This is a genomic window from uncultured Gilvimarinus sp., from assembly GCF_963975215.1.
Classification (GTDB): domain Bacteria; phylum Pseudomonadota; class Gammaproteobacteria; order Pseudomonadales; family Cellvibrionaceae; genus Gilvimarinus.
The window spans coordinates 30,081-56,021 of sequence record NZ_CAXBFW010000004.1 but is presented as its reverse complement, the minus strand read 5'-3'; the positions used below and the strand labels follow the sequence as shown (position 1 = coordinate 56,021).

Here is a 25,941-nt window from a genome sequence, read left to right as displayed (position 1 = left end):
GCCAGATATGAGAATACGCCAAAGCAAGTATAACTGCAGTGATTGTAAGTATCAAAGATTGACTAAAAATAAAGTTATTTATTATCATTAGGACCAGAATCAAAGCTGCAAACGCTGGGTTAGCCTCTGCCGGAGCGACTAAAGTAGTAAGGTGGCGTTAGCCGGGCTGGATACGTCAAGCCTGCTGCCCTTATAAATTTGTAGCTAAGTGGAATAAATAGGCCTTTCATGAGTGACAACCCTGCTGTGCAACCCGCCTTTGATCTCGATAAAGGCGAATCCGTCAGCCTCAACAATGGTTCGGCGGTAAACCTGTTGAGTGAGGCGATTAGTTTACCGGCCGCGATTATCTACCAGTCGCGATTGGACAACAATATCCAGTGGATGCGGCAATTTGCCGCATCGCGCGGGGTGCAGCTGGCGCCGCACGGCAAAACCACCATGACGCCGGCGTTTTTCCGGCGCCAGCGTGACGCCGGGGCCTGGGGGCTTACCGTGGCTACGGCGCATCAGGCGAGCGCCGCGTATCGCGCGGGTATTGGCCGCGTGTTAATGGCCAATCAACTGGTGGGCCGCGGCAATATGGCGCTGGTGGCCTCAATGCTGGCCAACCCCTCATTCGAGTTTTACTGCCTGGTTGACTCGGTCGCTAATGTGGCTCAGCTGGGGCGTTTTTTTGCCGAGCGCGGTGTAACCCTAAAGGTATTAATCGAAATCGGGGTTAACGGTGGCCGCTGCGGTTGTCGCACCCAAGAGCAGGTAGACACCTTAAGCGCCGCTATTGCGCGCGAGCCAAATCTGGCACTGATGGGTATCGAAACCTATGAAGGTGTTATTGGCGGCGCCGGGGCACCCGAGAAAATTCGCGAGCATTTACTCAAGGTGCGCAACATAGCCGAGCAGCTTATGCAGCGCGGCCAGTTTGCCAGTGATAAAGCTATTTTAACCGGCGCCGGCTCGGCCTGGTACGACATTGTCTGTGAGGTATTTGCCGAGGCAGACTCGAACCTGTTTGTGCCCGTTATTCGGCCCGGTTGTTATCTGATTCACGATCAGGGCATTTACATGGAGGCCCAGCAAAAAGTACGCGAGCGGCTGGGTGATAGTTGCGCGGTGAGTGGCGACTTGCAGTCAGCGCTGGAAATTTGGGCCTATGTGCAATCGATTCCCGAGCCCGGCCAGGCCATTTTAACCGTGGGCAAACGCGACGCCGCGTTTGACGCCGGCCTGCCCCAGCCGAGTTTGCACTACCGACCGGGGCAGCCGGCGCCGGTTACCGCCGACCCCGAGTGGGAGGTTTACCATATTATGGATCAGCACAGTGCCATGCGTTTTGACCCTAAAGCCGATTTGCAGGTGGGTGACATTATTGCGCTGTCGACCTCGCACCCGTGTTTAACGTTCGACAAATGGCGCAAGCTGAACGTGATTGACGATCAATACAACGTACTGGAGCAGGTTGACACATGTTTTTAGCCGCGTGGCAGCGAGCCCTTTATGCGGCCGTTGTGGTTTTACTCGGTGCCGCGTCAGCGGTGCAGGCCGCTGGCAAGCCGGACGTGTTGGCCTTGATGCCCTACCCACAAACGCTGGAGCGTGCCGAGGGTAGCTTACACATCAACGCACCGCTGCAATTTGCACCGGCGGACCGGGTAACGAGCCGGGCACGGGCGGCGCTGCAACGTTTAAATGCCGGCCTACAACAGCGCTCGGATGTTGCGCAAAATGCAGCGCCGATGACGATTAAGGTACAACCATTAGGCGCCGATAATCATGCGCGTTTAACAGCCCCGAAGGTAGAGCTTGTCAGCGATGATGAAGCCTACCAGCTGACCATAAGTGAGGCGGGTATCACCCTGGCGGCACGTACCGATCTCGGGGTGTTGCGCGCGCTTGCGACTCTGGCGCAGCTGGCGGGGGTGTCCGGCCCGGTGCAGTTGCCCTATGTGGCCATTGACGATACCCCGCGTTTTGCCTGGCGCGGGTTACTGCTCGACTCGGTGCGGCACTTTTTGGCGGTTGAGACGATCAAGCGCCAGATCGATGGTATGGCGGCGGCCAAATTAAATGTGTTGCATTGGCACCTAACCGATGATCAGGGCTGGCGCTTTGAATCGCGCGCCTACCCCAAGCTGACCGAGCTTGCCTCCAACGGCAAGTTTTATACCCGGGCACAAATTAAAGAGGTTATTGCCTACGCCGAGGCCCGTGGCATTTACGTGTTGCCCGAGGTTGATATGCCCGGTCATGCCAGCGCCATTGCGGTTGCCTACCCAGAGTTAATGTCCGCTCCCGGCCCCTACCAGCCGGAAGATCGCTGGGGGGTGCACAAGCCGCTGCTTAACCCGGCTAATGAAGGTGTTTACACCTTTGCCAAAGCGATTTTGCAAGAGGTCACCGAGCTGTTCCCGTTTGGCTATGTGCACATAGGTGGCGACGAAGTCGACCCGGAGCACTGGCAAAACAACGCGCAAATTCAGGCATTTATGGCCGAGCAAAGCCTGGCTGATGAGCACGCCTTACACGCCTATTTTAATGGCCGGCTAGCGAGCATTTTAACGCAGCTTGATCGCGCCATGATCGGCTGGGATGAAGTGCTGCACAACGATTTACCCAAGGGCACCGTGGTGCAAAGCTGGCAGGGGCCCGATGCTCTCGGGCGCGCCATCAATGCGGGTTTCCCTGCGCTGTTATCCACAGGATTTTACCTCGATCAGCCACAAAGCTCGGCGTACCACTACCGCGTACAGCTTGAGCCGCAGCCGCTTGATATCGATACCGAAGCGCACCCTGGAGAGCTCTGGCGCAGCTGGCACTTTACCATGCCGCGCAAACGCGGCAGCGCTGTGGCCGGCACTGTGAGTGTGATTGGCAGCGGCGACTCACTGCGTGGGTTTGTCGACTTTAACGGTAAGTCTCGCACCAGTGTGCGAGATTTACAGTGGCAAGACGGGCGACTGAGTTTTGCGCTGGATAGTTGGATGGGGCCGTTGCAAGCAAACTTAACCATTAACGGCGATGCGCTAACGGGCTCGGTGTTAGCGGCCAATGCGCCCTACACCCTAACCGGCGAGTTAATCGCCAGCAGTGAACGCGAGGCGAGTGAGCTGCCTACCGCGATTGCCAAAGATATTATCACCCCGGAAAACCGCGACTTATTGCTCGGCGGAGAAGCGGCGCTGTGGGCCGAGATGGTGGACGAGCACAATATTGATGTGCGCCTGTGGCCACGCGCTTTTGTGGTGGCCGAGCGCTTGTGGTCGAGCCAGGATTTGCGCGATGCAGATTTTATGTATCAGCGTTTAGATAAAGTATCGCCGTGGTCGGCGGAGGTTGTGGGCTTAAAGCATGAGGCGCAATGGCGTGACGGCTTGGCGGCGCTGTTACCCGACGATCAACACCCGTTGGCGTTGGGCGTCACTCGCGCTCTCGAGCCCGCGCAGTATTATCATCGCCACCACGAAAAGTCGGCACACGGCACTTACTCGCGTCGGGATTCGTTAAACAATCCGGTGGATGTGTTGCCGGCCGAGAGTCGCGCGACGCAAAAGTTTGCGGGTGATGTTGAGCGCTGGTTGAGCGACCGGGACAATACCGCTGCGCTGGTAGCGGCGCAGGCACAATTAAACGGCTGGCAACAAGACGCTCAGGCGCTGGTAAATAAACTGCAAAAGAACGACCCGGCTAACTTGCTGGCGGTTACGCAATCGTTGCAACAGGTGAGTGAGTGGGGACAAAAAATTCTGGCGGCTGAGGCCCAGGGGAAACCTTTGTCCGACACCGAGTACCAGCGGGCCCGGGCTGATTTACAGCGGGCCATGCAAATACAAGATGAAATGATCGTCGCTCCGGCGCGTGTTGTTAATAGGTTGCTTGCGGTTATAAAAGCGGGCAACGGAAAAGTTTAAAGTCTGTTCCATAACTGGCTTTTGGTGCTCCAGAGCACCTTTTTTATTCTACATCTTTGGTTGACCACTGATGCAATACAACGAAGGTGAAACCTTCGAAAAGGATGACGACATGAAAAATAAAATGTGTCTTAGCGCGTTGGCACTGGCAGTGGTGACACAGGTGGCTTGCGCGGCGACACCGCCCGCCCCGGCAACGGAAGACTGGTTGCCCGAGCACAGTTTTACCTCGGGCGTGGAGGGGCCGGCCGTAGACCGTTACGGCAACCTGTACGCGGTAAACTTTGAGCGTCAGGGTACCATTGGTGTGGTAGCCGACAAAAATAGTGCCGAGATTTTGCTTAGCTTAAGTAACGACAGCATCGGCAACGCCATTCGTTTTAATGCACAGGGCGATATGTTTATTGCCGATTACGTGAATCATAACGTGTTAAAAGTAAGCGCCGCCGATAAAAGCGTGAGTGTTTTTGCCCACGATGACAATATGAATCAGCCCAATGACATTGTGCTGGCCGACAGTGGTGTGATTTACGCCAGCGACCCCAACTGGGCCGATAGCACCGGCCAGCTTTGGCGTGTCGATACCGACGGGGCAACGCAATTGTTAGAGGCCAATATGGGTACCACCAACGGTATCGAGCTGAGCCCCGACGGCCGTGTGTTGTACGTAAACGAAAGCGTACAGCGCAAGGTGTGGCGCTATGACGTAACCCCCGGGGGCGATATTGCCAATAAACAGCTGTTTTACCGCTTTGCCGATTTTGGTATGGACGGCATGAGCGTGGACGTGGCCGGCAATCTTTATATCGCCCGTTACGGCGCCGGGCAGGTAGCTGTTTTATCGCCCAACGGTGAGTTGCTGCGCACCGTTAGCTTAACCGGCCAGCACCCCACCAACATTACGTTTGGCGGCGATGATGGCAAGCGTGCGTTTGTTACCATGCAAAAGCGCGGCACGATTGAATCGTTTGTGAATGATTTGCCTGGCAGTGACTGGGCTAAAATGCATCGTGAGTGATAGTTAGGGGCTTATAAACTTAGGCAAAAAATAACCAGTAAACCAATAGCGCATACAAAGCGTATTGCAGCGCATAATACAAACGCCGGTTATAGGCTTTTAGCTTTTTGCCTAAAATGCGTACCTGATACACGGAGCCGAAAATACGGTTTAAGAAGCCGACTTTATCGCCGGGCATATTCTTGGTCGCCGAGGCCGACATGACCGCACGGGAAAACCCCCGGTTAATCCAGTCGATGGGTGCGAAGGTAACGGGGCGCTTAATATCTAAAAACAAGACAATGCGATTTTTCTCGGTGGTGTTTTCGGCGTAGTGGATATAGGTTTCGTCAAACATAACGGCTTCGCCATCGCGCCAACTGTATTTCTCGCCGTCGACATTGATGTAGCAGTTGTCATCGTTAGGGGTAACCAGCCCCAAATGGTAGCGCAGTGAGCCGGCGTAGGGGTCGCGGTGTTTTACCAGCGTGGCACCCGGTGGCAGCATGGCAAACATGGCGCCTTTTACCGAGGGTTGCGCTTGCAGCAGCTCGATGGTTGTAGGGCACAGGCGGGCGGCGGATTTAACCGGGTCGCCGTACCAGCTTAAGTAAAAGCGCTTCCAGCCGGTGCGAAAAAACGAGTTAAAACCTAAGTCATCCAGATCGTCCGATGCTTTTATGTGTGCCTCGCTGTTTAGCGCCAGTGCTTCATCGCGAATGGTTTGCCAGTTGTCTTGCAGGCTTTGCAGCTCGGGAAAGTGGCTGACATCCAGATAGGGCGTGTTTTTCTCTCTGGAGAACGCATAAAACAGGCAGTTAAGCGGCGCCATTAAATTAGAGTGGTCGGTAAGCCGGCGGGTTAATTTTTCGTGGCGCACCTTGCCCCGCAGTTGCACATAGCAGGCACAGACAACAAATAAGACAAAAACAACAATCCCCATGGATCATCTCCTTTTGCTTCGCCTGATTCCCCTTGCCTTATGGCAGACGTCATTCGACCCGCCCAGGTGATTGGGGCGCTCGCTAAGTGACGGGGATATTATTGTTATTGCGAAATTGAACAAATATAGGTTGAGGTGCATTGGCACCCGGAAAGCCGCCATAATAACGTATGCTACGTGAGCTGGGCAGTAGAGGTTGGCAAAAATTGGTAAAGCTAATGGTCTCGCGGCTACAAGTCTTTATCGACGGCATCGACCATTGCGGCAATACCACCGCCGCGCAGCTTATTGAGTAAGGTGGCAAATTGCTCAAATTCAGTCACTGGTACTTTGCCGTTTTCGTTGGGGTGTAAGCGATTTTTTTTGACCATGGTGTCGACAAAGTGACGGCTGGTGCCCAGACGCGCTGCACATTCGTCCAGGGTTAAAAAGTCGCTCATGTTGGGGCTCCGCTGTGTGGTTAAACGGCGCGGCCTGAGCTGCGCCCGGCTGCGCGATGCCATTGTAGTACACATTAGATTCACACGCTTGCCGGCAGTCGCAAAGTGCCGGGGCGGCTCGGTAACAGCCCGCCGCTTATGCCGTGGCGGGCAGGTTGGGTTATTGATTCTGTTGCGTCCAACTCGGTTGCGGCTTTTTACTAAATTCTGCCGGCACCTCAAAGATACTGTCGGAAACCTGCTCGATGCGGGCGCTGGTGATGTGGTAGCGATAGCTGAGCACCGGCTCGGACGCGTCGGGAGCGAGTTGTTTGGCAACCGCCTCCCCCATCATATTACCGGCCATGTCTTTCAGCGCGCCTAGCGGGTCGGTCGCCGAGCTGGTTTGTGCCGCGGGTGTTGTCTCGTCTTGGCAGGCGTTGTTATCCGCGTACCAGTTTAGGTCGATATTGATTGGGTAGCCCTCAATGGAGGCCAGTTTTTGGCTAACCTCGTTGTCCCACTGCTGGGACTGGCCACTGGTGTCGCCGCTAAACACCGATAGCGAGCGGAAAATGCTTTCAGGTAAGAACTTAGCCAGCGGGCTGTTGCCAAGCTCTGCCTCTTTTATATAGGCATCGGTAATCTGGTCGTGGATTTGCCATACTTTTTGGATGTCGGCATCCGGTGGCGTGGTCCAAAAATCGATTTGTAGGCTGTTTTGGTTTTGTCGCTGAGAGCTATCCTGCTGAACCAGCTCCCACTTGGCCTGATACAGCTTGGTGGGGTAGCCGTTAAGTGTTTTGCGCTGGCCGGTATCTTCCACGGTGAAGCTGTTTTTGGTCATTGTCAGTGGGCAACTGGTGTTGTCTTCCGGGTCGTAGGCTTCGGGCTGGTCTGTGCCCTCCGTTGAACTTCCCAGTGCGTCGAGCATGTTAACCAGGCTCGGGCACTCGCTAATCTCACACTCGTAGTACTCGCGGAGGTTGAAGTTCACCACGGTGGCCTTGGCTTGATCCAGACGAAAGATGTCCGCGCTGTGTTGGTCGCCGCCCAGCATCTTGCCCCACCAGGCATCCAGAGTGGTTTTGTTCTCGATGGTGCGGCGATCTTTGCGGGTGTAAACGGTTTGGCTACCGCGAAAGTCCGGCAGTAGCGAGCCGGTGACTTCGGTGCTTGCCTGTATCACGGCGGTTTCGTGCTTGGGAGTGTTGGCGGTGTCGGGGCGTTGATAGGCGGTTGGCGCCGAGGTGCAGCCCGCGAGGGCGAGCCCCAGTATTGTTAGTGAGCTCAGGTACGACTTGTCCATGCAGAGAATCTCCGTTTCGTTTGGCTGCCAAGCGGTTAATAGCGATTGGGCGCCTTTGGGAGGTGGCGAGGTTTGTTTTGGGCTAAAAGTCTATCAAACTTCTGTGGCGCAGGGACGGGCAGAGCTCGCAAAATCTGCGCGCGCCGAGCCCGGGGCTTATGTTTTTTTGCCGGTTGCAATGGCGAGGCGGCTTTTACCCGCGGTACTTACGGGCTCTGGATACGTGGCATAATGTTCACTATAGTGAGCAAACACTTGATTGCCGGCAGCGGCGCTAAGGCTGACGGCGCGAGCGACGCTCTTGTGGCAAATACGCCAAGGCGTGGGCCAGACAAACAATACGCCTGTAGGCGTTGGGTACAATTTGGATATGACATATGAGTAAAGGCATCTTATACACCGTATCGGCACCCTCTGGCGCCGGTAAAACCAGCTTGGTTCGCGCTCTGGTCGAGTCCAACCCCGAGGTGTGTGTATCTGTGTCGCATACCACCCGGGTTAAGCGGCCCGGTGAGGTTGAAGGTGCCGATTACCACTTTACCAGCCACGACGCGTTTGAGGCGATGCTGGAGCAGGGCGATTTTTTAGAGCACGCCCGGGTGTTTGGCAACCTATACGGCACTAGCCAACAGTGGGTTGAGCAGACGTTAAGCTCTGGTATTGATGTTATTTTAGAAATCGACTGGCAGGGCGCCGAGCAAGTGCGTCGCTTGATGCCCGATACCGTGAGCCTGTTTATTTTGCCCCCGTCACTGCCCTGTTTGCGTCAGCGCTTAACGGGCCGTGGGCAAGATGACCCGGCTGTGATTGCCGCGCGTATGGAAGAGGCAATGAATGAGATCTCTCACTATGTTGAGGCTGATTACCTGATTATTAACGACGACTTCACTATTGCGTTGGCGCAGTTTCAGGCGCTGATTACCAGCCAGCACTTGCGTCAGCAGTTTCAGGCCGAGCGTCATAGCGAGCTGCTGAGCGCCCTGCTGGCAAAATAATGCCCCGGTTTGGGCTTTTGCCCTTCCCCCGATGGGTAATTTGTGTACAATATCGCCCCCGCCTCGCGCCGACTCTGGCTCTTGGGGCGTTTGTACCGCATAATACCCTGTAGGGCGCACCTGCCGCCCCGCCTATGTTTAAGTGGGCGGACAGACATTTTAGACTGACGGAAATCGACGGAAAACTTATGGCACGTATTACTGTTGAAGATTGCTTGGATCACGTAGATAACCGCTTTGAGCTGGTGATGGTAAGCAGCAAGCGCGCACGCCAATTGGCGGTGGGCGGCAAAGAGCCCCATGTCGCGGAAGAAAACGACAAGCCTACCGTAATCGCGTTGCGCGAGATCGAAGAAGGCTTTATTGATGCCAGCATCCTGCTGGAGCGTGACGAGCCAGCACCGGCCCCGCGAGTTGAAGAGCACCACAATTTCGAATCGCACATTTAAGTTTTACGCGGGTTACCCCGCAAATTTGGGAGGATAGCGTTGTTAACCATTGAGGCTCTGAGCCATCGGCTTTCGTCTTATTTGGAACCCTCGCAAATTGACCAGGTCAAGCGCGCCTACTATTACGCCGAGCAGGCGCACGACGGCCAAATGCGCCGCTCGGGTGAGGCCTACATTACTCACCCGCTGGCGGTAGCGGATATCTTAAGCGGCATGCATATGGACCATCAGAGCCTGATGGCCGCGATGCTGCACGATGTAATTGAAGACACCGGTATTGCTAAAAAAGCCATCGCCAAGCAATTTGGCGACTCGGTTGCCGAGCTGGTGGACGGCGTGAGCAAGCTCACCCAGATCGAGTTTGAGTCTCAGGCCGAAAAGCAGGCCGAAAACTTCCAGAAAATGGCACTGGCCATGGCTGATGACCTGCGGGTTATTTTGGTCAAACTGGCCGATCGCCTGCACAATATGCGTACCCTTGGCGCTATGCCACCCCACAAAAAACGCCGTATCGCCAAAGAAACCCTCGAGATTTACGCCCCCATTGCCCACCGCCTGGGCATGAACGATTTGCGCCTGGAGTTTGAAGATCGCGGCTTTTACGCCATGTACCCGTTGCGTGCGACGAGGATGCAGGCGGCGCTAAAAACGGCCCGCGGCAACCGCAAAGAGCTGGTCGAGCAGATTCAGGCGGCCATCGAAAAACGTCTGGGCCGCGAAAAAGTCAACGCCGTGGTGATTGGCCGCGAGAAACACCTGTACAGCATTTATCAAAAAATGCGGCAGAAGAAGAAGTTTTTTAAAGAGATTATGGATGTCTACGCGTTTCGGATTATCGTCGATAGCGTAGACGCCTGTTACCGGGCGCTGGGGGTGATCCACAACCAGTACAAGCCGGTGGCCGGTGAGTTTAAAGATTATATTGCCATCCCCAAGGCCAATGGCTATCAGTCGCTGCACACCGTTTTGGTGGGTATGCACGGGGTGCCCATCGAGGTGCAAATTCGCACCAAAGAGATGGACGAGATGGCCAATACCGGTATCGCGGCGCACTTTTTGTACAAGTCCAATAGCGACGAGGCCTTGAGTGGCAGCCACAACCGCGCCCGGCAGTGGGTGCAGGGCCTGCTGGAGATGCAGCGCCGCGCCGGCGACTCTTTGGAGTTTATCGAAAACGTAAAAATCGATCTGTTCCCCGACGAAGTTTACGTGTTTACCCCCAAAGGTAAGATTGTCGAGCTGCCGCACGGCGCCACGGCGGTGGATTTTGCCTACGCGGTACACACGGATATTGGCAACTCCTGTGTGGCCTGCCGTATTAATGGTCGCCTGGCGCCCTTGTCACAGCCGCTACAAAGCGGGCAGAAAGTTACCATTATTACCGCTTCGGGGGCCCAGCCTAACCCTACCTGGCTGAATTTTGCCATTTCGGGCAAAGCGCGCAGCGCCATTCGCCATTACCTGAAACACCAGCGCCACCACCATTCGGTTACCTTGGGTAAGCGCATGCTGGCCCGGGCTATGGCGGATATCGATTTAAACGTCGACGAGCTGACCGAAGAGCAGACCGACAAACTGCTCAGCTCTACCGGCCTTGCCTCGCTCGATGCGCTCTATGAGGATATCGGCTTGGGTAACCGTATTGCCTACGCAGTAACTAAACTGCTGCAGCCCGATGCCGACATTACCCCGCGCGGCGGCAGCATCTATTCGCCGTTAACCATCGATAGCTCTGACGGTGTTTTGATTACTTTTGCCCGCTGCTGCCGGCCGATTCCGGGAGACCCGATTATCGGTCACATTAGCTCGGGTAAGGGTTTGGTGATTCACCAGGAGAGTTGCCATAACCTGGCCGAAATTCGTCACAACCCCGAAAAAATCAGCCATGTAAACTGGGCCCCTACCGTCTCCGGCGAGTTTTTGGTGGATATCAGGGTGGAGGTTGAGTCCGAGCGCGGGATTATCGCCACCCTGGCGACGCGCATTACTGAGCAGGGCGGCAACATCGAGAACATTCTCGTTAACGAGCGCGACGCCCACAACAGCGTCATTAGCTTATGCATCGGCGTGCAAAACCGGATTCACTTGGCCAATATTATGCGCCGTATCCGAAACCTTAGCTTTGTCATCCGGATTCAGCGCAGTAAAAACTAGGGTGTTACAGCACACTAGCACCAGCCGCATTCGTTACTCTCTGATTCTTCCCCCGCGATTACCCCCGGTGGTGCTTGGCGCCTGCCGCTGTGGCGCGGCGCGGCTGCCACCGCTGCTGGGGGTGGCGCGCCGCTCGATGGTGTTACGGGGCGAGCCGCTGTAAGCCGGGCGGCTGTTGCCGGGTTGACGCTGAATGGTGGACGGGCTCGTCCGTGGCTGCTGATACTGGGTGCGCGGCGTTGCACGGCTTGTGGCTGTGCGATTAGTCACTGCGCGGCTATCGTTGCCCGCCGCCCGGGTCGCGGGGCGGCTTGTCTGGGTAGTGTGGCGCCTAACGCTGGTTTGCGGCTGGGCCCGGGGCGCGGCAGTGCGTTTTACGGTATTGGGCGAGCGGGTGGCACTGGTACCGCCAAGCGCATTCAACCGGCTAGAGTGGTGCCGCAATTGGCGCGTTACCTGTTCGCGCTGGCGGTCGCTGATATTGCGCCCGCGCTGCGGGTAGGTGTCACGGGCGCCGGCCCACGGTTGGCGGTAATGCACATTGCGGCGATGGTTGTGGTCGTGCCGCCAGTGCTGGGTGTATTCCCGGTGGTAACCATAGTGGCGGTGTGAGCCGTAATAGTAAGGGCGATTAACGTTAATCACCACTGTGCGGCTGGGCCAGTAAAAGCCGCTAAAGTAAAACCAGTCACCCACCGGGGCCGAAACGCCCCAGTAAAATCCGCTGCGGTAGCGTGGTGGCTGCGGCCAGTAAACCGGCGGGTACGCGGACCAGCGCCAGGTGCCATACACGGTGCGGGTGTCGTAATAAGGCACGTACACCACCTCGCGCTGAACCGGTTGAATCACAATCTGTTTTTCTTCGCGCACTACAGTTTGGTGCTCCATTTGCTGCAGGCTGCCGTTGTCCCATGCCTGTTGGCGCAGCGCCTGTACCGCCTCGAGTGTGCGCTCTTCATCGGCTAAAAACGCCTCCCCCAACTCCTGCGACCATAGTAAGTCCTCACTTAGCCGCGCGAGCAGGTCCGGAAAGGCCAGTAGCGCCTTAACGCTTGGGTCCCAGGGCTCATTTTGGGCGCGATTAACCGCCTCTTCGCCGCTTAAATCATCGTGCTGCTTAGCCCAGCGGTCGGCCTGCACAATTTCTAGGGGGTACGTTGAGGCAATTAACACGTGGGTGAGCACGGTATCGGGGTATAGCGCGATGGGGGCGAGCAGCTGCTGTAGCTTTTCGTCGCTAACAGGCTCGGCAGCGTTGGAGAGTGCCGCTAATAACAGCAGTGCTGTGGCGGCTGAGCGCTGTAAAAGGTGTTTTATGGACATCATCGTGGGCCTCCGGGTGCCTATAAAGTGCAGGCTAGAGTCACAGTGTAACGCGGCTAACTTAATACCGCCTGAACGCCTTAACAGTATTTAGCAGGCTGCTAGACACAGCGAGGGGCCGGACAATTCCCCGTAGAGGAATAATGATTTAGTGGCTAATAGGTAATCGATTTAACTCAGGCATAGGCCGGACGCCTCGCTGTGCTATATATCAATAGAGGTTGTTTGTGGTTGGTACGGCCTCGCATACATCCCACTAATGAAAGGGTAACACTATGGATATCACGGGTTTGATTATTTTTCTCTTGATTGGCGCGGTGGCCGGTTGGTTGGCCGGGTTGCTGATGAAGGGTGGTGGCTTTGGCCTGCTGGGGAATATTATCGTTGGCATTATTGGGGCCGTAATCGGGGGCTTTGTGTTCTCGCTGTTGGGCATTTCCGCCGGTGGCTTAATTGGTGCCATTATCACTGCAACCATTGGCGCTGTACTGCTGCTCTTTATTGTTGGGCTGGTTAAAAGGGCGTAGGTTTAAGCTGGCGCCGGGCTCCTCCGGCGTTGGCTGCCCTGCCTGTTACTTGGCCATTTAGCGGTGTTGGTTGTGCGTACTGGTTAGCCAAACAGAAAAAATAACGCACTTTAAATGCCCGTCACCCGATTGCTTATTCCGCTTAGCCCTGGGTTTTTGCCGACAACCACACACTATAGAGCTTAACTTTACCCCCATTTACGGGCGTCCCATGTATTATTTTCCTCTCGTTCACTTTAATTGTAATACAAGATAAGTTGTTGATAATAAAGCATAAGTTGTGTCCCGCTTTGGGTTTAGTAAAGTGAGACACGCCATGTTATCGCTACCTGTCAAAGTGGGACGACGCTTTTGCGACAAAAGCGCGATATTGGCTGGGGATAGGCTAACAACAGTTGGCTCGCTATAAAAATAAATGTATTTGAGGATCAGCTTCATGATGACCAAACACAAGTTTAGAAGAAATCTTATCGCCACCGCGGTTGCGTCATGCACACTCGCCGGGATGGCAAATATTGCCCACGCTCAAAATGACGACGAAATGCTCGAAGAGGTGATTGTCACCGGCATCCGTGCCAGTCTGGAGCGTTCTATGGATCTAAAGCGCGACGCCAGTGGTGTTGTTGACGCGATTTCAGCAGAAGACATTGGTAAGTTCCCCGATACCAACTTGGCAGAATCGCTACAGCGCATAACTGGTGTGTCTATTGACCGTCGTGATGGTGAAGGCTCAAAAGTTACCGTGCGTGGTCTGGGGCCAGACTTTAACTTGGTTACCCTAAACGGACGTCAAATGCCCGGTGCCAGTATTGAGGCAACTGTTGCTTCTGGTTCGCGCTCGTTTGATTTTGGGAATATCGCGTCTGAGGGCGTTTCTGCCGTAGAAGTTTACAAAACCTCTCGCGCCGATGTTTCTCCGGGCGGTATGGGCGCCACTATTAATATCGTGACGCCACGCCCACTGGAAAACGATACTCGCGCCTCTATTGGCGTTAAAGGTGTGTGGGATGAGTCGTCCACTGACTCAGAGCTGACGCCGGAAATCTCTGGTATCTACTCCAACTCATTTAACGATGGCATGTTTGGTGTGGCTGTTACCGGTAGCTACCAAGAGCGTAAAGGTGGCTCGGCCGCTGCACAAATTGGTACGGGTTGGAACTCATTCCCCGGTACCGTAGTACAGGATTGGAGTGAAGGTGCTGTTGCGGGTGTTGATAATGCCTGGGGTGGTATCGACTTCCTGAATGGCAACCACCAAAACCAGCCGTCACCGGATGATATTTACTCGACCCCTCAGCAAATGGGCTATGTGTTTACTGAGTTTGAGCGTAAGCGCACCAATGGTCAGCTGACTTTGCAGTTTGCGCCTACAGACAACCTGACGGCTACACTGGATTACACCTATAGCGAAAACGAAATCAGCTCGACTTATAACGACATCGGCGGTTGGTTTAACTTTGGTGGTCAAAACACCATCTTTAGCGATGCAGAATCCCCCGGTGTACAAACCCCGTTACTGTACTCAGAAGACATGACCGATGGCGATTTGCCAATGGGTGTGGGCGAGCAGGCAGTTTCTTATGAAAATGACTCTATTGGCTTTAATGTTGAGTGGAACCCCATTGATCCACTGACTTTGAGCCTGGATGTTCATAGCTCAACCGCAGAAGCCAAGCCAGGTAATGAGTTCGGTAATAGCGTAGGTATTGCGGTATCGGCTTATGTGCGTGATCGCTCGACCGTTAACGTGGCCGGCGAAATGCCTGTGTTGATCCTGGATGTCCTGGATGGCGCCGGTGGCACCGCTCTTCGCCCAGAAGACTTACAGGTATCGGGTAGCTACTTCCGTAATAGCCAGATGAAGCACGATATCGACCAGATCCAAATCGACGGTGAGTGGGAGTTTAACGATTCGTTACGCTTGCAGTTCGGCGTGGCGCGTACCGAGAGCGATTACCAGTCAGCATTCTCAAATGTACAGCGTGAAACCTGGGGCGGCTTGGGCGAGCCGGGCGAAATGCCTGCTGAGTGGTTTACCCCAGAGACTATTCTCGATCGCTTTAACGGCTCTTACGGCGAAACCTCCGCTGAAGATATCGCCTTTTTGGGTGGCAGCAACAATATGCCGCTAAACCAACGCTTCTCATTTGATTTTTACGATGTGCGTGACTTTGCCGCGGCAAACTATGACGATGGTGCCGGTACTGGCGACTGTTCCGATGGATCTACCTGGTACTGTGCTAAGGCGCCCGATCAGTACAACGGTGTGAAAGAAAATTCTGACTCTGCCTACGTACAGGTTAACTTTGATAGCGAAATCGCCAGCATGCCTTTTGGTTTAAATGCCGGTTTGCGCTATGAATCTACCGAGATCGAAACCCCCGCTACCGCACAGGGTTACGGCCCAATCAGCTGGGTGTCGGCGAACGAGTTTTCAATGCCGATGGTGGGTGAGCCTTCGGATATCATTGACACCGGTGAATACGACTTCTTGCTGCCATCGATTGATGCCAGGTTAGAAGTGATACAGGATGTGGTTGTACGTGCATCTTATGGTCAGAGTATTGCGCGCCCCAACTGGTTGGATATGCGCGGTGGCACTAGCTACGCGGATAATCCACGGATTGATGGTGCAACGGCTACTCGCGGTGCGCCAGGGCTTGAGCCTTACAAGTCGGATAACATCGATTTATCGGTAGAGTGGTACTACGGCGACGCCAGCTATGTATCGGTAGGTTACTTCGAGAAAGAAGTTGAAAACTTTATCGGATCTCGTGTTGTTGAAGAGGATGGTCCTCTGGATAACACGCCACACCCTGCCATGGGCCCTCGCTACGATGAGGCGGTCGCCGCTGTTGGCCGTGATGCTGTGCTAATTCGTGAGTACATCTACGATAATTATGCCGATCCTGAGACCGCCTACTTGGATGCCAGTGGCAATATCGTGATCGTGGGTATTCCGGGTGAGGACATGAATACGCCCGTGGATGTCACCGAAACGGCTAACTCTGATCGTGTCGTTAACATCGACGGCTGGGAGCTGGCCGTTCAGCACAACTTCTGGGACACTGGTTTTGGTGTGATTGCTAACTACACCATGGTTGATGCAGACACAGCCTTTGACAACATGCTGTTGAACGAGCCGCAATTCTCGATCACCGGTGTGAGTGATACGGCCAACTTTATCGCCTTCTACGAGAAGCACGGCTTCCAGGCTCGTGTGGCTTACAACTGGCGCGATTCGTTCCTGGCATCAGGTACTTCAGGCACGGGTAACAACCCAATCTATGTTGATGAGTACAGTCAGGTTGACGTTAACGTTAGCTACGACTTGACGGATAACCTGTCGATCTTTGCTGAAGGGTTAAACATCACTGAAGAAGCCGGACGTAACTATGGTCGCTCTACTGACCAGGTGCTTGGTTACTACGAAGGTTATGCACGCTACAATATTGGTGCTCGTTACACCTTCTAATAGTGTTTGATATGGGTGATGCTCGGGCTTTGGTCTGAGCTAACCTAGCGCAGGGAAAGCCGCTAACTTGTTAGCGGCTTTTCTTTGTTATGAGGTATTGATGTATAGTTAAAGCTATGTCGTAATGATTTTTGCTGCCAGTTTGTTAGCCGAAATCATTACTAGATCGCTTTAATAAAATGATAATGAAGGAGTGGCGTCATGGCCAACACTGTATTGTTGACAGCCGACAAGCATAAACACCTAAAAGTTCAGCTCAAATATTCGAGCGCTTTGGGTGATAATGTGATGTGGTCTCCCACCTATCCTGCCGAGTTTCGTAGTGTGCAGGCTGATTACCCGATTTTATTCCATAAAGATGCCAAAGCGGGTGGATTTATACCTGCGGCATTATTTGGCTTAGAGCAAGGTGAAAACCTTTTCCTTGATGAGAGTGGTGAGTGGGATGCGGCTTATATCCCTTTGATGATGCAACGAATTCCATTCTCTATTGGCTTGTACGGTGAAGATAAAAAACGTCTGGTTAATATCGACCTTGATCATCCAAAAGTAAGTGAAACAGACGGGGCCGCCCTGTTTGAAGAACACGGCGCCCCTACTGAGTACCTTGAGCGGATGTCCGGTATGCTTGAGGCTATACACATTTGGATTGAGCACAACAACGCTTTTATAGCGGCAATCACAGACTTGAACCTGTTGGAGCCAGTGACGGTGGATATTACCTTAGACAATGGCACGCAAGGTCAACTGATGGGTTTTTATGCCGTCAATGAGGACAAGTTAAAACAGCTCGATGCGGCAGCATTTCACCTGTTGTATGAGCAGGACTTTCTGGAGCCCATCTATATGGCGATTGCCTCAGTTACAAATATTCGGAAGTTAATTAATCGCAAATCAAAGCAGGCTTCTCCAGCCAGCTTAGCGTCATAGATGCTGTGAGTGCATCGTCTAAGAATATAACAACGGTTGATTGTAGCAGTGGGTTGCCGCTTGCCGATTTACACGCTGTTTTAGATGCGGATACGCCGGTAAAATTTGAGGGTTTGATCAGTGGTTGGCCGGCGGTTAAGGCGGCTAAGCGCTCCGCCGAGGAGCTGTTTTCTTACCTGCAGCAGTTTGATGCTCGCTTGCCTTTAACCGTTTATTCCGGTCTGCAGGACGGCGAGCCGAGTATTGGTTATAAAAAGGATTTTAGTGGTTACACCTTTGAGCGTGGCACTGCTTTATTGCAGCAAGTGGCCGACAAATTAACGCTGGGGCAGGCGCGGGCTTTGTACGTAGGCTCAAGTTTGGTCGATCGTTGGTTGCCTGGGTTCAAGGCGGAGAATGATCTCGATATTGGCGCTGATAAGCCTACCGTAAATTTCTGGCTGGGTAACGAAACTACGGTCGCAGCGCACAATGATAGCCCGGATAACGTGGCGTGTTGTGTAAGTGGGCGGCGGGTATTTACGTTGTTTCCGCCCGATCAAATAAAAAACTTGTACTTGGGCCCCGTGGATCAGACACCCTCTGGCCGCGCAATAAGCTTGGTCGATTTTGATCGGCCGGACTATACAGTCTTCCCCAACTTTAAAGAGGCTATAAGCCAATCAGTTGAGTGTGTATTGCAACCGGGTGATGCGATCTACATTCCGTCGCTGTGGTGGCATCATGTGAGGGGAACTGACCGCGTTAACATGCTCGTTAACTACTGGTGGCGCAAGACGCCAGAATATAAGGGCGCGCCGGATTTGGCGCTTGAGCATGCTATATTGGCTTTGCGGGGCCTGCCAGAGCCTCAGCGTCGCGCGTGGCGAGCCATGTTTGAGCATTACGTCTTTAATTCGGACGATGCTGCACAGCAGCATATCCCTGAGGGCGTGAGGGGCATTCTCGACACGAAAAATGAGCGGGCGATACGGCTGGGTTGGCTAAATTTTGCAAAAAAACTGAAAAGTTAGTCGTCAATAACGATTCTAACAATAGAAAATATGACCGACACCATTAAAAAAATCGTAATTCTTGGCGGCGGTACGGCCGGCTGGATAACCGCTGGGCTGTTGGCGGCTGAGCATGCCGTTGGGTCAGATCCCGGAGGGATTCAAATAGTCGTACTTGAATCGCCGGATGTGGCGCCGATTGGTGTGGGAGAGGGCACCTGGCCTTCTATGCGCGATACGTTAAAAAAAATAGGTATCAATGAGACAGAATTTATTCGTACTTGTAATGTGAGTTTTAAGCAGGGGTCGAAATTTGTTGGCTGGTCCGTAGGGCAAGGTGAGCATTACTATCACCCCTTTACATTGCCCAGTGAGTACGGTGCGTTTAATCTTGCACCCTACTGGTCTGCTCACAAAGATAAGGTTAGTTTTGCCGGAGCGGTTTGTGCACAGGAAGCGATTTGTGAGATGGGGCTTGCCCCCAAGCAAATGGCGACACCGGAATACGCTTATGTACTAAATTATGGGTACCATCTGGACTCCGCTAAGTTTTCAGAGCTGTTACGCAATCATTGTGTACAGAAACTTTCTATCGAGCATCAGTACGCCAATGTTGTCAGTGTAGACAATGATGTCGATGGTTATATTCAGGCGCTTTGCGTTGATACAGGGAGTCGTGTTGAGGGAGACTTGTTTGTCGATTGTAGCGGCTTTAAGTCATTGCTATTAGGAGAGCACTTTGGCATTGCAAGCAAGAGTTTAAGAAAAATTTTGGTTAACGATAGCGTAATTGCTACCCAAGCTCCTTACACAGATAGTAGTGCTAATCTTGCTTCTTGCACAATTGGAACCGCGCAACCTTCTGGCTGGGTGTGGGATATCGCATTGCCCAGCCGCCGCGGTGTGGGTTACGTTTATTCCAGTGCACATGCCAGCGCGACGGCTGCGGAAAACACTGTACGAGAGTATCTTGAGGCTAGTTTAGGCGCGGAAAAAGTTGCAAAACTCGAGCTTCGCCATATAAAGTTTGAGCCGGGTTACCGCAAAACGTTTTGGCATAAGAACTGTATTGCGATTGGCTTGTCAGCGGGGTTTATTGAACCATTGGAGGCTACCGCTCTGGTGTTGGTTGAGCGATCCGCGCAAATGCTGGCCGAAGAGTTGCCTCGTAGCCGGCAATCCATGGCTGTTGTTTCTCGTCGTTTTAATACTAAGTTTACTCTGCACTGGGAAAGAATAGTCGACTTTTTGAAACTTCACTATGCACTAAGTAAACGTGCGGATAGTGACTATTGGGTAGATCAGCGTAGCAGCGAGACGTTGCCAGACTCATTGAATGACCTTTTAACGCTGTGGCGAGAACGGCCGCCTTGGCTCGGTGATGAGATGGCAAGGTCAGAGTTATTCCCCTCGGCAAGTTTTCAGTACGTGCTATATGGCATGCGCCCTGACCTTTGTGTTGATATGGAATCACGCCGAAAATCATCTAATGAGAATGCAAGAGCGCTTGAGTTGTTTCAAGAAAATCAAAATAAAATTAACAAGTTAATTCGCGGCTTACAGAAAAATAGAGCACTGCTAACAAAAATTTCTAATAGCGAGTTTGCAAAAATATAGTTGTTGTTCAGTGCCTTTTGTGTCTCTCGCTGAGCTGACGGCCCTGGCAGAATAAAACTCAGAGGTTGCCATGCAAAATAAAGTTAAAAAAGTTGTCGTTGCGGGTGGAGGAACAGCTGGCTGGATGGCCGCTGCGCTATTGTCTAAAACCATGGGGCGTACAGTTGAGATCGTTTTGGTTGAATCTGATGAGATCCCTACAGTTGGCGTTGGTGAGGCAACTATCCCCCCTCTGATGACCTTCCATAATATCCTAGGCATAGATGAACGAGAGTTTATGGCAGAGGTTAACGGTACATTTAAGCTTGGGATATCATTTCAGAACTGGCGCCAGAACGAGCATGAATACCTACATTCTTTTGGGTACGCGGGTAAAGATTGTTGGGCATGTAGTTTTATTCACTTTTGGTTGGCTGGGAAAAAGCAGGGCATCAATCATCCCTATGGTGATTACTGCGCAGAGATATTAGCCGCCCGGGAAGGTAAGTTTGCCGTTTTGCCAAAGGGTGGAATGAACTACGCCTATCACATGGACGCCGGAAAATATGCAGCGTACTTGCGCCGCCTAAGTGAAGGCTGGGGAGCAACCCGGCAAGAGGGTAAGATCACCAACGTGAATTTAAACCCTGAGACCGGTGATATTGAATCCCTGAATCTTGCCTCAGGTGAGCTGGTGGCAGGAGATTTCTTTATTGACTGTACCGGCTTTAGGGCGTTGTTGATTGAGGGCGCGCTAAATACAGGGTTTGAGGATTGGTCTCATTGGCTTCCCTGTGATCGTGCTATGGCAGTGCAAACCGAATCACTGGGAGAGCCGATTCCTTATACTCGGTCTATCGCTCATGATGCGGGCTGGCAGTGGCGCATTCCCTTGCAAACACGGGTCGGTAATGGGCTGGTTTACAGCAGTAAATATCTGGATGATGATGCGGCCGAACAATTGCTCCGTAATAATATTAACGGTGCCACACTTAACGATATAAAACCGATTCGGTTTCGCACCGGAACGCGCCGTAAGCACTGGAACAAAAATTGTTTGGCTCTTGGGCTGGCCAGTGGCTTTTTAGAGCCTCTCGAGTCCACCAGTATTCACATGATTCAGCGAAGCTTAATTCGGTTTATGCAGCTTTTCCCATCTTTCGGCGTTCAGCAGTCGGATATCGACGAGTTTAATATTCAAAATAAGCTGGAAGTTGAGCGAACCCGAGATTTTATTATTTTGCATTATAAGGTTACCGAAAGAGAGGACAGTGATTTTTGGCGCTATTGTAAGCATATGGAAATCCCCGCGGCGTTAGAGCAAAAGATATCGCTATTTCGTGATTCGGGTAGGGTGTTTAAGATCGAGAATGAGCTGTTTGGCGAAGAATCCTGGATGCAGGTAATGATGGGGCAAGGTATTGAGCCAAAATCCTACCACCCTATCGCTGATGTGATGAGCGATAATGAGCTTGAAGATTTTCTAGCTTCATTAAGAAAAAGTATGCGAACTAATGTTGATAAGCTTCCTTCGCATCAAAAATTTCTGGATTTTTATTGTAAAACCAAAAGTTAATAAAGTGGCTGCGTCGACGGTGAAAGTTTATGAGTGATTACTCAGTCACCTATGTGGGACAAGAAAAAACGCCAGTTGTTGTATTTGATGATTTTCTCTGGCCGGCTGATGCGCTGAAACGGTCTGCACCGTCGCAGAAAAGCTTCGCCGCCGCCCCGGCAGGTGGCTACCCCGGGGTGAGAGCGTCACTGCCGGAGACGTATATTAAAGACGTGCTTGAGGCATTGGATCCGATTGTGCGAAAGACTTATGATTTTCCGTCGGCTATAGTCGAGTCGGGCCACTATGGACTGTATTCTTTAGTGAGTATGCCGGAGAGAGATTTATCGACTTTGCAGCGAGTTCCACACTTTGATACAAATCTCGATCACTATTATGCGGTGTTACATTACTTATCGGAGGGAGAGCATGGAGGGACGGGTTTTTTTCGCCATATTCCCACTGGTTTTGAACGCATTAGTGCGTCCCGTTATCCGTTATTTGTTAAAGCGGCAAGACAGCATATGGATCAGTTTGGTGCTCCAGAGAGTAAATATGTAAAAGAGACTAACGATCATTTTGAATTGATACATTCGATACCTTATAAAAAAGGGCGTATGTTGGTGTACCCGGGAAACCTGCTTCACTCTGGGTTGATAAACCCGAGTACCGACATCAATGCTGATCCTGGTAGCGGTCGCTTGACAGCAAATATATTTATTAATTTCCAATAGCAATCTTTACAATAGGTCAGGCCTGTGTCAGGTAATCAGTTAACTCATGTTGCTTCGGTCGATAATTGGTGCTCCTTGTCAGAATCTGCAAGGGCCACATTGCTCTGTTGTGATAAGCCTCTCATGATCAAAGGAATGGTAAAGCATTGGCCCCTAGTAGAGTCAGGGAAGCTCTCCTTTGCGCAGCTTGCGGAACATCTATTGCGGTTCGACTCAGGGATGGCGTTTGATGCAATGATTGCCGCCCCACAGGAGCAGGGAAGATTATTTTATCGTGAAACCATGGATCGTTTTAACTTTGAGTCTATGAAAGGCTATTTGCCCGATGCCTTAAAAATCTTGCATGGCCTGCAAGCGCGAGATAATCCCGCTGCATTTTACATTGGCTCTAAAAGCATATCAGAATACCTTCCAGGTTTAGAAAAAGAGTGCACGATAGAGGTTCTACCCGAGAAGGTGCAACCGAACATATGGATCGGTAACTCTGTCAATGTAGCCACCCATAACGACAAGTTGGACAATGTTGCTTGCGTTGCTGTGGGGCGCCGCCGTTTTACGCTGTTTCCACCAGAGCAAGAGGAGAATCTCTACATCACTCATAGGCAGGACACGCCTGGTGGTCGGCCTATCAGTGTAGTGGATATTAAAAGACCAGATTTTTCCCAGTATCCGAAATTTCGAAAAGCAATAGAGGTTGCAAAAGTGGCCAACCTTGATGCAGGAGATGCCTTATATATGCCGAAATACTGGTGGCATAACGTTGAGTCAATAAACGACGTAAATATTTTAGTGAATTTTTGGTGGCAGGGAGCCACACCTACCTTAAACAAATAATAATGAGCCCATCCCTATGGATGCACGTATATTTAATGTCCACGATATATTTCTGATTATCACAATTTTTGAGGCGATTTTAATAGCCTCGTACCGTTATGCTCAGCCAGGCTCGGGCAAGCGCGCCAGCTATTTGCTGGTGGCATTTTTGATTGTGGTAATGCTTGACATGATTACTAACCTAATTATGTGGAATCCGTACTTTCCGATACCGACCTTTGTGCGTGAGCACTTATTGCCTCTGACTTTTTGTTTGAGCCACTTTGTGCGCGGCCCTTTGTTTTACTTTTATGTCCGCTCGCTGCTATATAGCAGTGTTCCGCCGCGCCCGATTCACCTATTGCATACAATTCCGGCGCTGGTGGCGGTTATTGTGGTGTTGGCCACCGGCTTAGTAAGCTCAGACCTGCAGCAACGATTGGGTGGCTCGACTATTAGTACGCTGGCGAGTTTTTTATGGTATTCCTCCAGTGCTCTGTCAGTGGCTTATGCTATTTGGTCTATTTCGACCCTGTATTTTTATATGCATCGCGCCAAACAACATATGTCGCAGTTGCCGGGGTCGGAGATTACCTGGATGGCGGTGCTCAGTGTATGCTTTTTGATTAGCTGGGCCTGGTCAATTGTAGTGGTCGTGAGTGCTGATTTGGTGGGCGGGGTCTTTGCCGATACCGTTGGCACGTCACATAATTTTATTCGATTTTTATTAATGAACGGCCTCATCTTTATTAGCCTTATTTACACTGGCCGGTTTGTTAGTTTGCAATCCGAGACGCATCCGGAGGAAGAAGATGTAGTGTCCGATGAGGTTTTACAGGTTATCGAGCAGGGGATTCAGACTCAGCGTTTGCACCTGCAACCAAGTATTAATATTGATCAGTTTTCAGAAAAAATAGGCTTGCCGGTGCGCACTGTGTCACATGCCATTAACCGCCACTTAGGCACACGCTTCTTTGAGTTTATTAATCAGCACCGTATAGAGGAGGCCAAGCGGTTGTTGTCTGACCCAAAGGCCAATGATATGACAATTCTGGATGTACTACTGGCGTCTGGCTTTAATAATAAATCGTCTTTTCACCGCTTTTTTAACCGCCTGGTGGGAACTTCGCCCAGTGATTTTCGCCGCCGTGCCCAGCATTCAGCAAGCCCTGCCAAGTAGCTTTTGCCAGTCGTGTTTATGGGCTGTCGCGCTTTTACCAAACGCTGACTCAGCTTGGTGTCAAAAACCCCCACACGGTGGATAAAAGTGGCGACCGAATAGATCCCACTTCTTGTTTGGAAAGTGGTTCTGGCCCCATAAACACTGGGCTGAGGACAATCTCGGACCTTGTTAAGGTTCCCATCTTGAGGGATTTTTAAAGGTGGGACGAAACTGATGTAAAGGAGTGTCAATCTATACTCATACGAGTGAAAGGGCAGCCGGTCTCTCCGGTTTTTACTCGTGTTCGGCCGGCAGCAGGTCAGGTGGCTGTCGGTGTGAGCTTGGCAATATGTGAATATTTCCAACTCTCCTTCATGTGATTGCCCCCTCTTTGAGGGGGCCTTTTTATCCCCCCTTGCCTTCGTGTTTCTGTTTTATAAGGTCATTTTCAACACAATCGACCGGTGATGCTTTCTGCGCGGCTACGAGAGGGTTAAGCGGCCTTATTTGCCTGCATCGCTTGTTTGCGGTACTCCGAGGGCGACATGCCTACAAGGCGTTTAAAGAATCGATGGAATGCGGACTTACTGTTAAAGCCTGCCTGCAATAAGATGTCCAGGATCGTCATGTCTTTCGAGTCGGGGTCCTCTAGCAATCGCTTAGCTTCGTTCACCCGGTAAGAGTTCATAAACTCGAAGAAATTGGTTCCAAAGTGCTTATTTATGACACCGGATACATCTCGTACCGGCAGATCGATTCTGGTCGAAAACTCTTCGATATTTAAGTTGTGCTCTAAAAACAGTTGTTGCTCTTCCATGCCGGCTTTAACCTTCTGTATGGCCTCCTCATCGGGGCGATCGGCCACCGGCGCTTTGGTAATCTCCTCGGCCTTAGTGGTTTGCACATTGTGAGCGTAGGCAAGGCTGTAGGTGAACAAGCCATTGATTAAGATAAAAATGAAGTAATTTTCTGATATCCCTAGCCAATCTGAGGCTTCGGTTGATAAAAACTGCGCGCCAATATGGACAAAAATTGAAAACGCCCAGCTTAGCGAGAACCCCATAGTGAGTATCGATAGCCAGCTTGGCTCGCTGGTGGGAATGGAGGAGTACTGCTCTTTTAGCTTACTGTAATAGCGGCTGATTACGTAGATCGCCGCCAAGCCATAAATAAAAGGTACCAGCTTAGTGGCGTGCCACAGATAGTTGACGATTTGCTGAGACGTGGCCGTGGCGGTAGCGCTGCGCCAGCGTAAATCGTCGCTGTCAATCGCAAACGTTGCCAGGCATAACCAGGCGGCGGCCACGGGAGCCAGGTGGGTAAGGTATTTACGCTTCAGTACAAAAGAGTGCTGCGTGAGCGATAAGACATAAAAGAACAGTGCAGGCCCCTTGGCGAGCACGGCAAAGGTCAACAAATACGGGACAATGTGTAGGTCAAAAAATGTACCTATATGCACGGCATCGTTCCACAACACTAACACACACAGTGACTGAATGCCGGTGATGAGCAAAAAGCTAATAAGTAGTGCGCTGGCTAAGCGCTTAGTGGTAACAGGCAGCGCCCATTGAAAAAGCGCAAGCAGTACGCACTCGATCATCGTCATTAACAGCACGACGTCGTGAATATTAAAGATATGAGTATCCATGCAGAGGGCAGC

General features: G+C 52.0%; 20 protein-coding genes. 15 read left to right on the top strand and 5 right to left on the bottom strand.

The genetic code is table 11. The features are described 5' to 3' along the window. The first annotated feature begins 228 nt into the window (after positions 1-228). From AAC019_RS04455 to AAC019_RS04445, 3 genes are all read left to right on the top strand, one after another. Positions 229-1,476 carry an amino acid deaminase gene (locus AAC019_RS04455; RefSeq protein ID WP_339897372.1) on the top strand — a complete coding sequence of 416 codons (1,248 nt, stop codon included), beginning with the start codon at positions 229-231 and terminating at the stop codon, positions 1,474-1,476. Then, complete coding sequence (locus tag AAC019_RS04450; RefSeq protein ID WP_339897371.1) at positions 1,467-3,908, top strand: family 20 glycosylhydrolase; 2,442 nt, start codon at positions 1,467-1,469, stop codon at positions 3,906-3,908. The genes AAC019_RS04455 and AAC019_RS04450 overlap by 10 nt, the downstream gene beginning before the upstream one ends. 112 nt (positions 3,909-4,020) lie before the next feature. Continuing rightward, complete coding sequence (locus AAC019_RS04445) at positions 4,021-4,926, top strand: SMP-30/gluconolactonase/LRE family protein (protein ID WP_339897370.1); 906 nt, start codon at positions 4,021-4,023, stop codon at positions 4,924-4,926. Between the two features lie 19 nt (positions 4,927-4,945). Here the strand turns inward: AAC019_RS04445 and AAC019_RS04440 are convergent, their stop codons facing one another. The 3 genes from AAC019_RS04440 to AAC019_RS04430 form a co-directional block, all read right to left on the bottom strand. After that, positions 4,946-5,848, bottom strand: coding sequence for an aspartyl/asparaginyl beta-hydroxylase domain-containing protein (locus AAC019_RS04440; RefSeq protein WP_339897369.1), 903 nt, complete (start codon positions 5,846-5,848; stop codon positions 4,946-4,948). Between the two features lie 230 nt (positions 5,849-6,078). Further along, a complete protein-coding gene (locus tag AAC019_RS04435) occupies positions 6,079-6,288 on the bottom strand; it encodes a hypothetical protein (RefSeq protein WP_339897368.1) in 210 nt (69 codons plus the stop codon). A gap of 160 nt (positions 6,289-6,448) precedes the next feature. Next, positions 6,449-7,576, bottom strand: a complete 1,128-nt coding sequence (locus AAC019_RS04430; RefSeq protein ID WP_339897367.1) for a hypothetical protein — start codon at positions 7,574-7,576, stop codon at positions 6,449-6,451. Between the two features lie 377 nt (positions 7,577-7,953). Here AAC019_RS04430 and gmk point away from each other — a divergent pair, with 377 nt between their 5' ends. The 3 genes from gmk (at position 7,954) to spoT (ending at position 11,174) form a co-directional block, all read left to right on the top strand. Further along, entirely contained in the window at positions 7,954-8,571 is a 618-nt protein-coding gene (gene gmk / locus AAC019_RS04425; protein ID WP_339897366.1) for a guanylate kinase, read from the top strand. 188 nt (positions 8,572-8,759) lie between these two features. Beyond that, entirely contained in the window at positions 8,760-9,020 is a 261-nt protein-coding gene (gene rpoZ / locus AAC019_RS04420; protein ID WP_041521730.1) for a DNA-directed RNA polymerase subunit omega, read from the top strand. A gap of 39 nt (positions 9,021-9,059) precedes the next feature. Then, positions 9,060-11,174 (top strand): bifunctional GTP diphosphokinase/guanosine-3',5'-bis pyrophosphate 3'-pyrophosphohydrolase, encoded by a 2,115-nt coding sequence (gene spoT, locus AAC019_RS04415; protein ID WP_339897365.1) that lies wholly within the window; start codon positions 9,060-9,062, stop codon positions 11,172-11,174. A gap of 33 nt (positions 11,175-11,207) precedes the next feature. On the opposite strand, the gene AAC019_RS04410 is transcribed toward spoT, so the two are convergent. After that, positions 11,208-12,500: a DUF3300 domain-containing protein gene (locus tag AAC019_RS04410; RefSeq protein ID WP_339897364.1), complete on the bottom strand. Its 1,293-nt coding sequence runs from the start codon at positions 12,498-12,500 to the stop codon at positions 11,208-11,210. A gap of 272 nt (positions 12,501-12,772) precedes the next feature. On the opposite strand from AAC019_RS04410, the gene AAC019_RS04405 reads away from it, so the two are divergent. From AAC019_RS04405 to AAC019_RS04365, 9 genes are all read left to right on the top strand, one after another. Continuing rightward, positions 12,773-13,024 (top strand): GlsB/YeaQ/YmgE family stress response membrane protein, encoded by a 252-nt coding sequence (locus tag AAC019_RS04405; protein ID WP_339897363.1) that lies wholly within the window; start codon positions 12,773-12,775, stop codon positions 13,022-13,024. A gap of 436 nt (positions 13,025-13,460) precedes the next feature. Beyond that, entirely contained in the window at positions 13,461-16,499 is a 3,039-nt protein-coding gene (locus tag AAC019_RS04400) for a TonB-dependent receptor (RefSeq protein WP_339897362.1), read from the top strand. 201 nt (positions 16,500-16,700) lie between these two features. Beyond that, positions 16,701-17,429, top strand: coding sequence for a SapC family protein (locus tag AAC019_RS04395; RefSeq protein WP_339897361.1), 729 nt, complete (start codon positions 16,701-16,703; stop codon positions 17,427-17,429). A gap of 5 nt (positions 17,430-17,434) precedes the next feature. Continuing rightward, positions 17,435-18,442 carry a cupin-like domain-containing protein gene (locus AAC019_RS04390; RefSeq protein ID WP_339897360.1) on the top strand — a complete coding sequence of 336 codons (1,008 nt, stop codon included), beginning with the start codon at positions 17,435-17,437 and terminating at the stop codon, positions 18,440-18,442. Between the two features lie 30 nt (positions 18,443-18,472). Next, positions 18,473-20,038 carry a tryptophan halogenase family protein gene (locus AAC019_RS04385; RefSeq protein ID WP_339897359.1) on the top strand — a complete coding sequence of 522 codons (1,566 nt, stop codon included), beginning with the start codon at positions 18,473-18,475 and terminating at the stop codon, positions 20,036-20,038. Between the two features lie 70 nt (positions 20,039-20,108). After that, positions 20,109-21,593, top strand: coding sequence for a tryptophan halogenase family protein (locus tag AAC019_RS04380; RefSeq protein ID WP_339897358.1), 1,485 nt, complete (start codon positions 20,109-20,111; stop codon positions 21,591-21,593). A 29-nt stretch (positions 21,594-21,622) separates the two neighbouring features. Beyond that, on the top strand, positions 21,623-22,306 hold the full coding sequence (locus AAC019_RS04375) for a DUF6445 family protein (RefSeq protein WP_339897357.1): 684 nt from the start codon (positions 21,623-21,625) through the stop codon (positions 22,304-22,306). A 24-nt stretch (positions 22,307-22,330) separates the two neighbouring features. Beyond that, a complete protein-coding gene (locus AAC019_RS04370; RefSeq protein ID WP_339897356.1) occupies positions 22,331-23,140 on the top strand; it encodes a cupin-like domain-containing protein in 810 nt (269 codons plus the stop codon). Between the two features lie 16 nt (positions 23,141-23,156). Further along, positions 23,157-24,299: a helix-turn-helix domain-containing protein gene (locus tag AAC019_RS04365; protein ID WP_339897355.1), complete on the top strand. Its 1,143-nt coding sequence runs from the start codon at positions 23,157-23,159 to the stop codon at positions 24,297-24,299. Between the two features lie 475 nt (positions 24,300-24,774). On the opposite strand, the gene AAC019_RS04360 is transcribed toward AAC019_RS04365, so the two are convergent. After that, a complete protein-coding gene (locus AAC019_RS04360; RefSeq protein WP_339897354.1) occupies positions 24,775-25,929 on the bottom strand; it encodes an AraC family transcriptional regulator in 1,155 nt (384 codons plus the stop codon). Positions 25,930-25,941 lie beyond the last annotated feature (12 nt).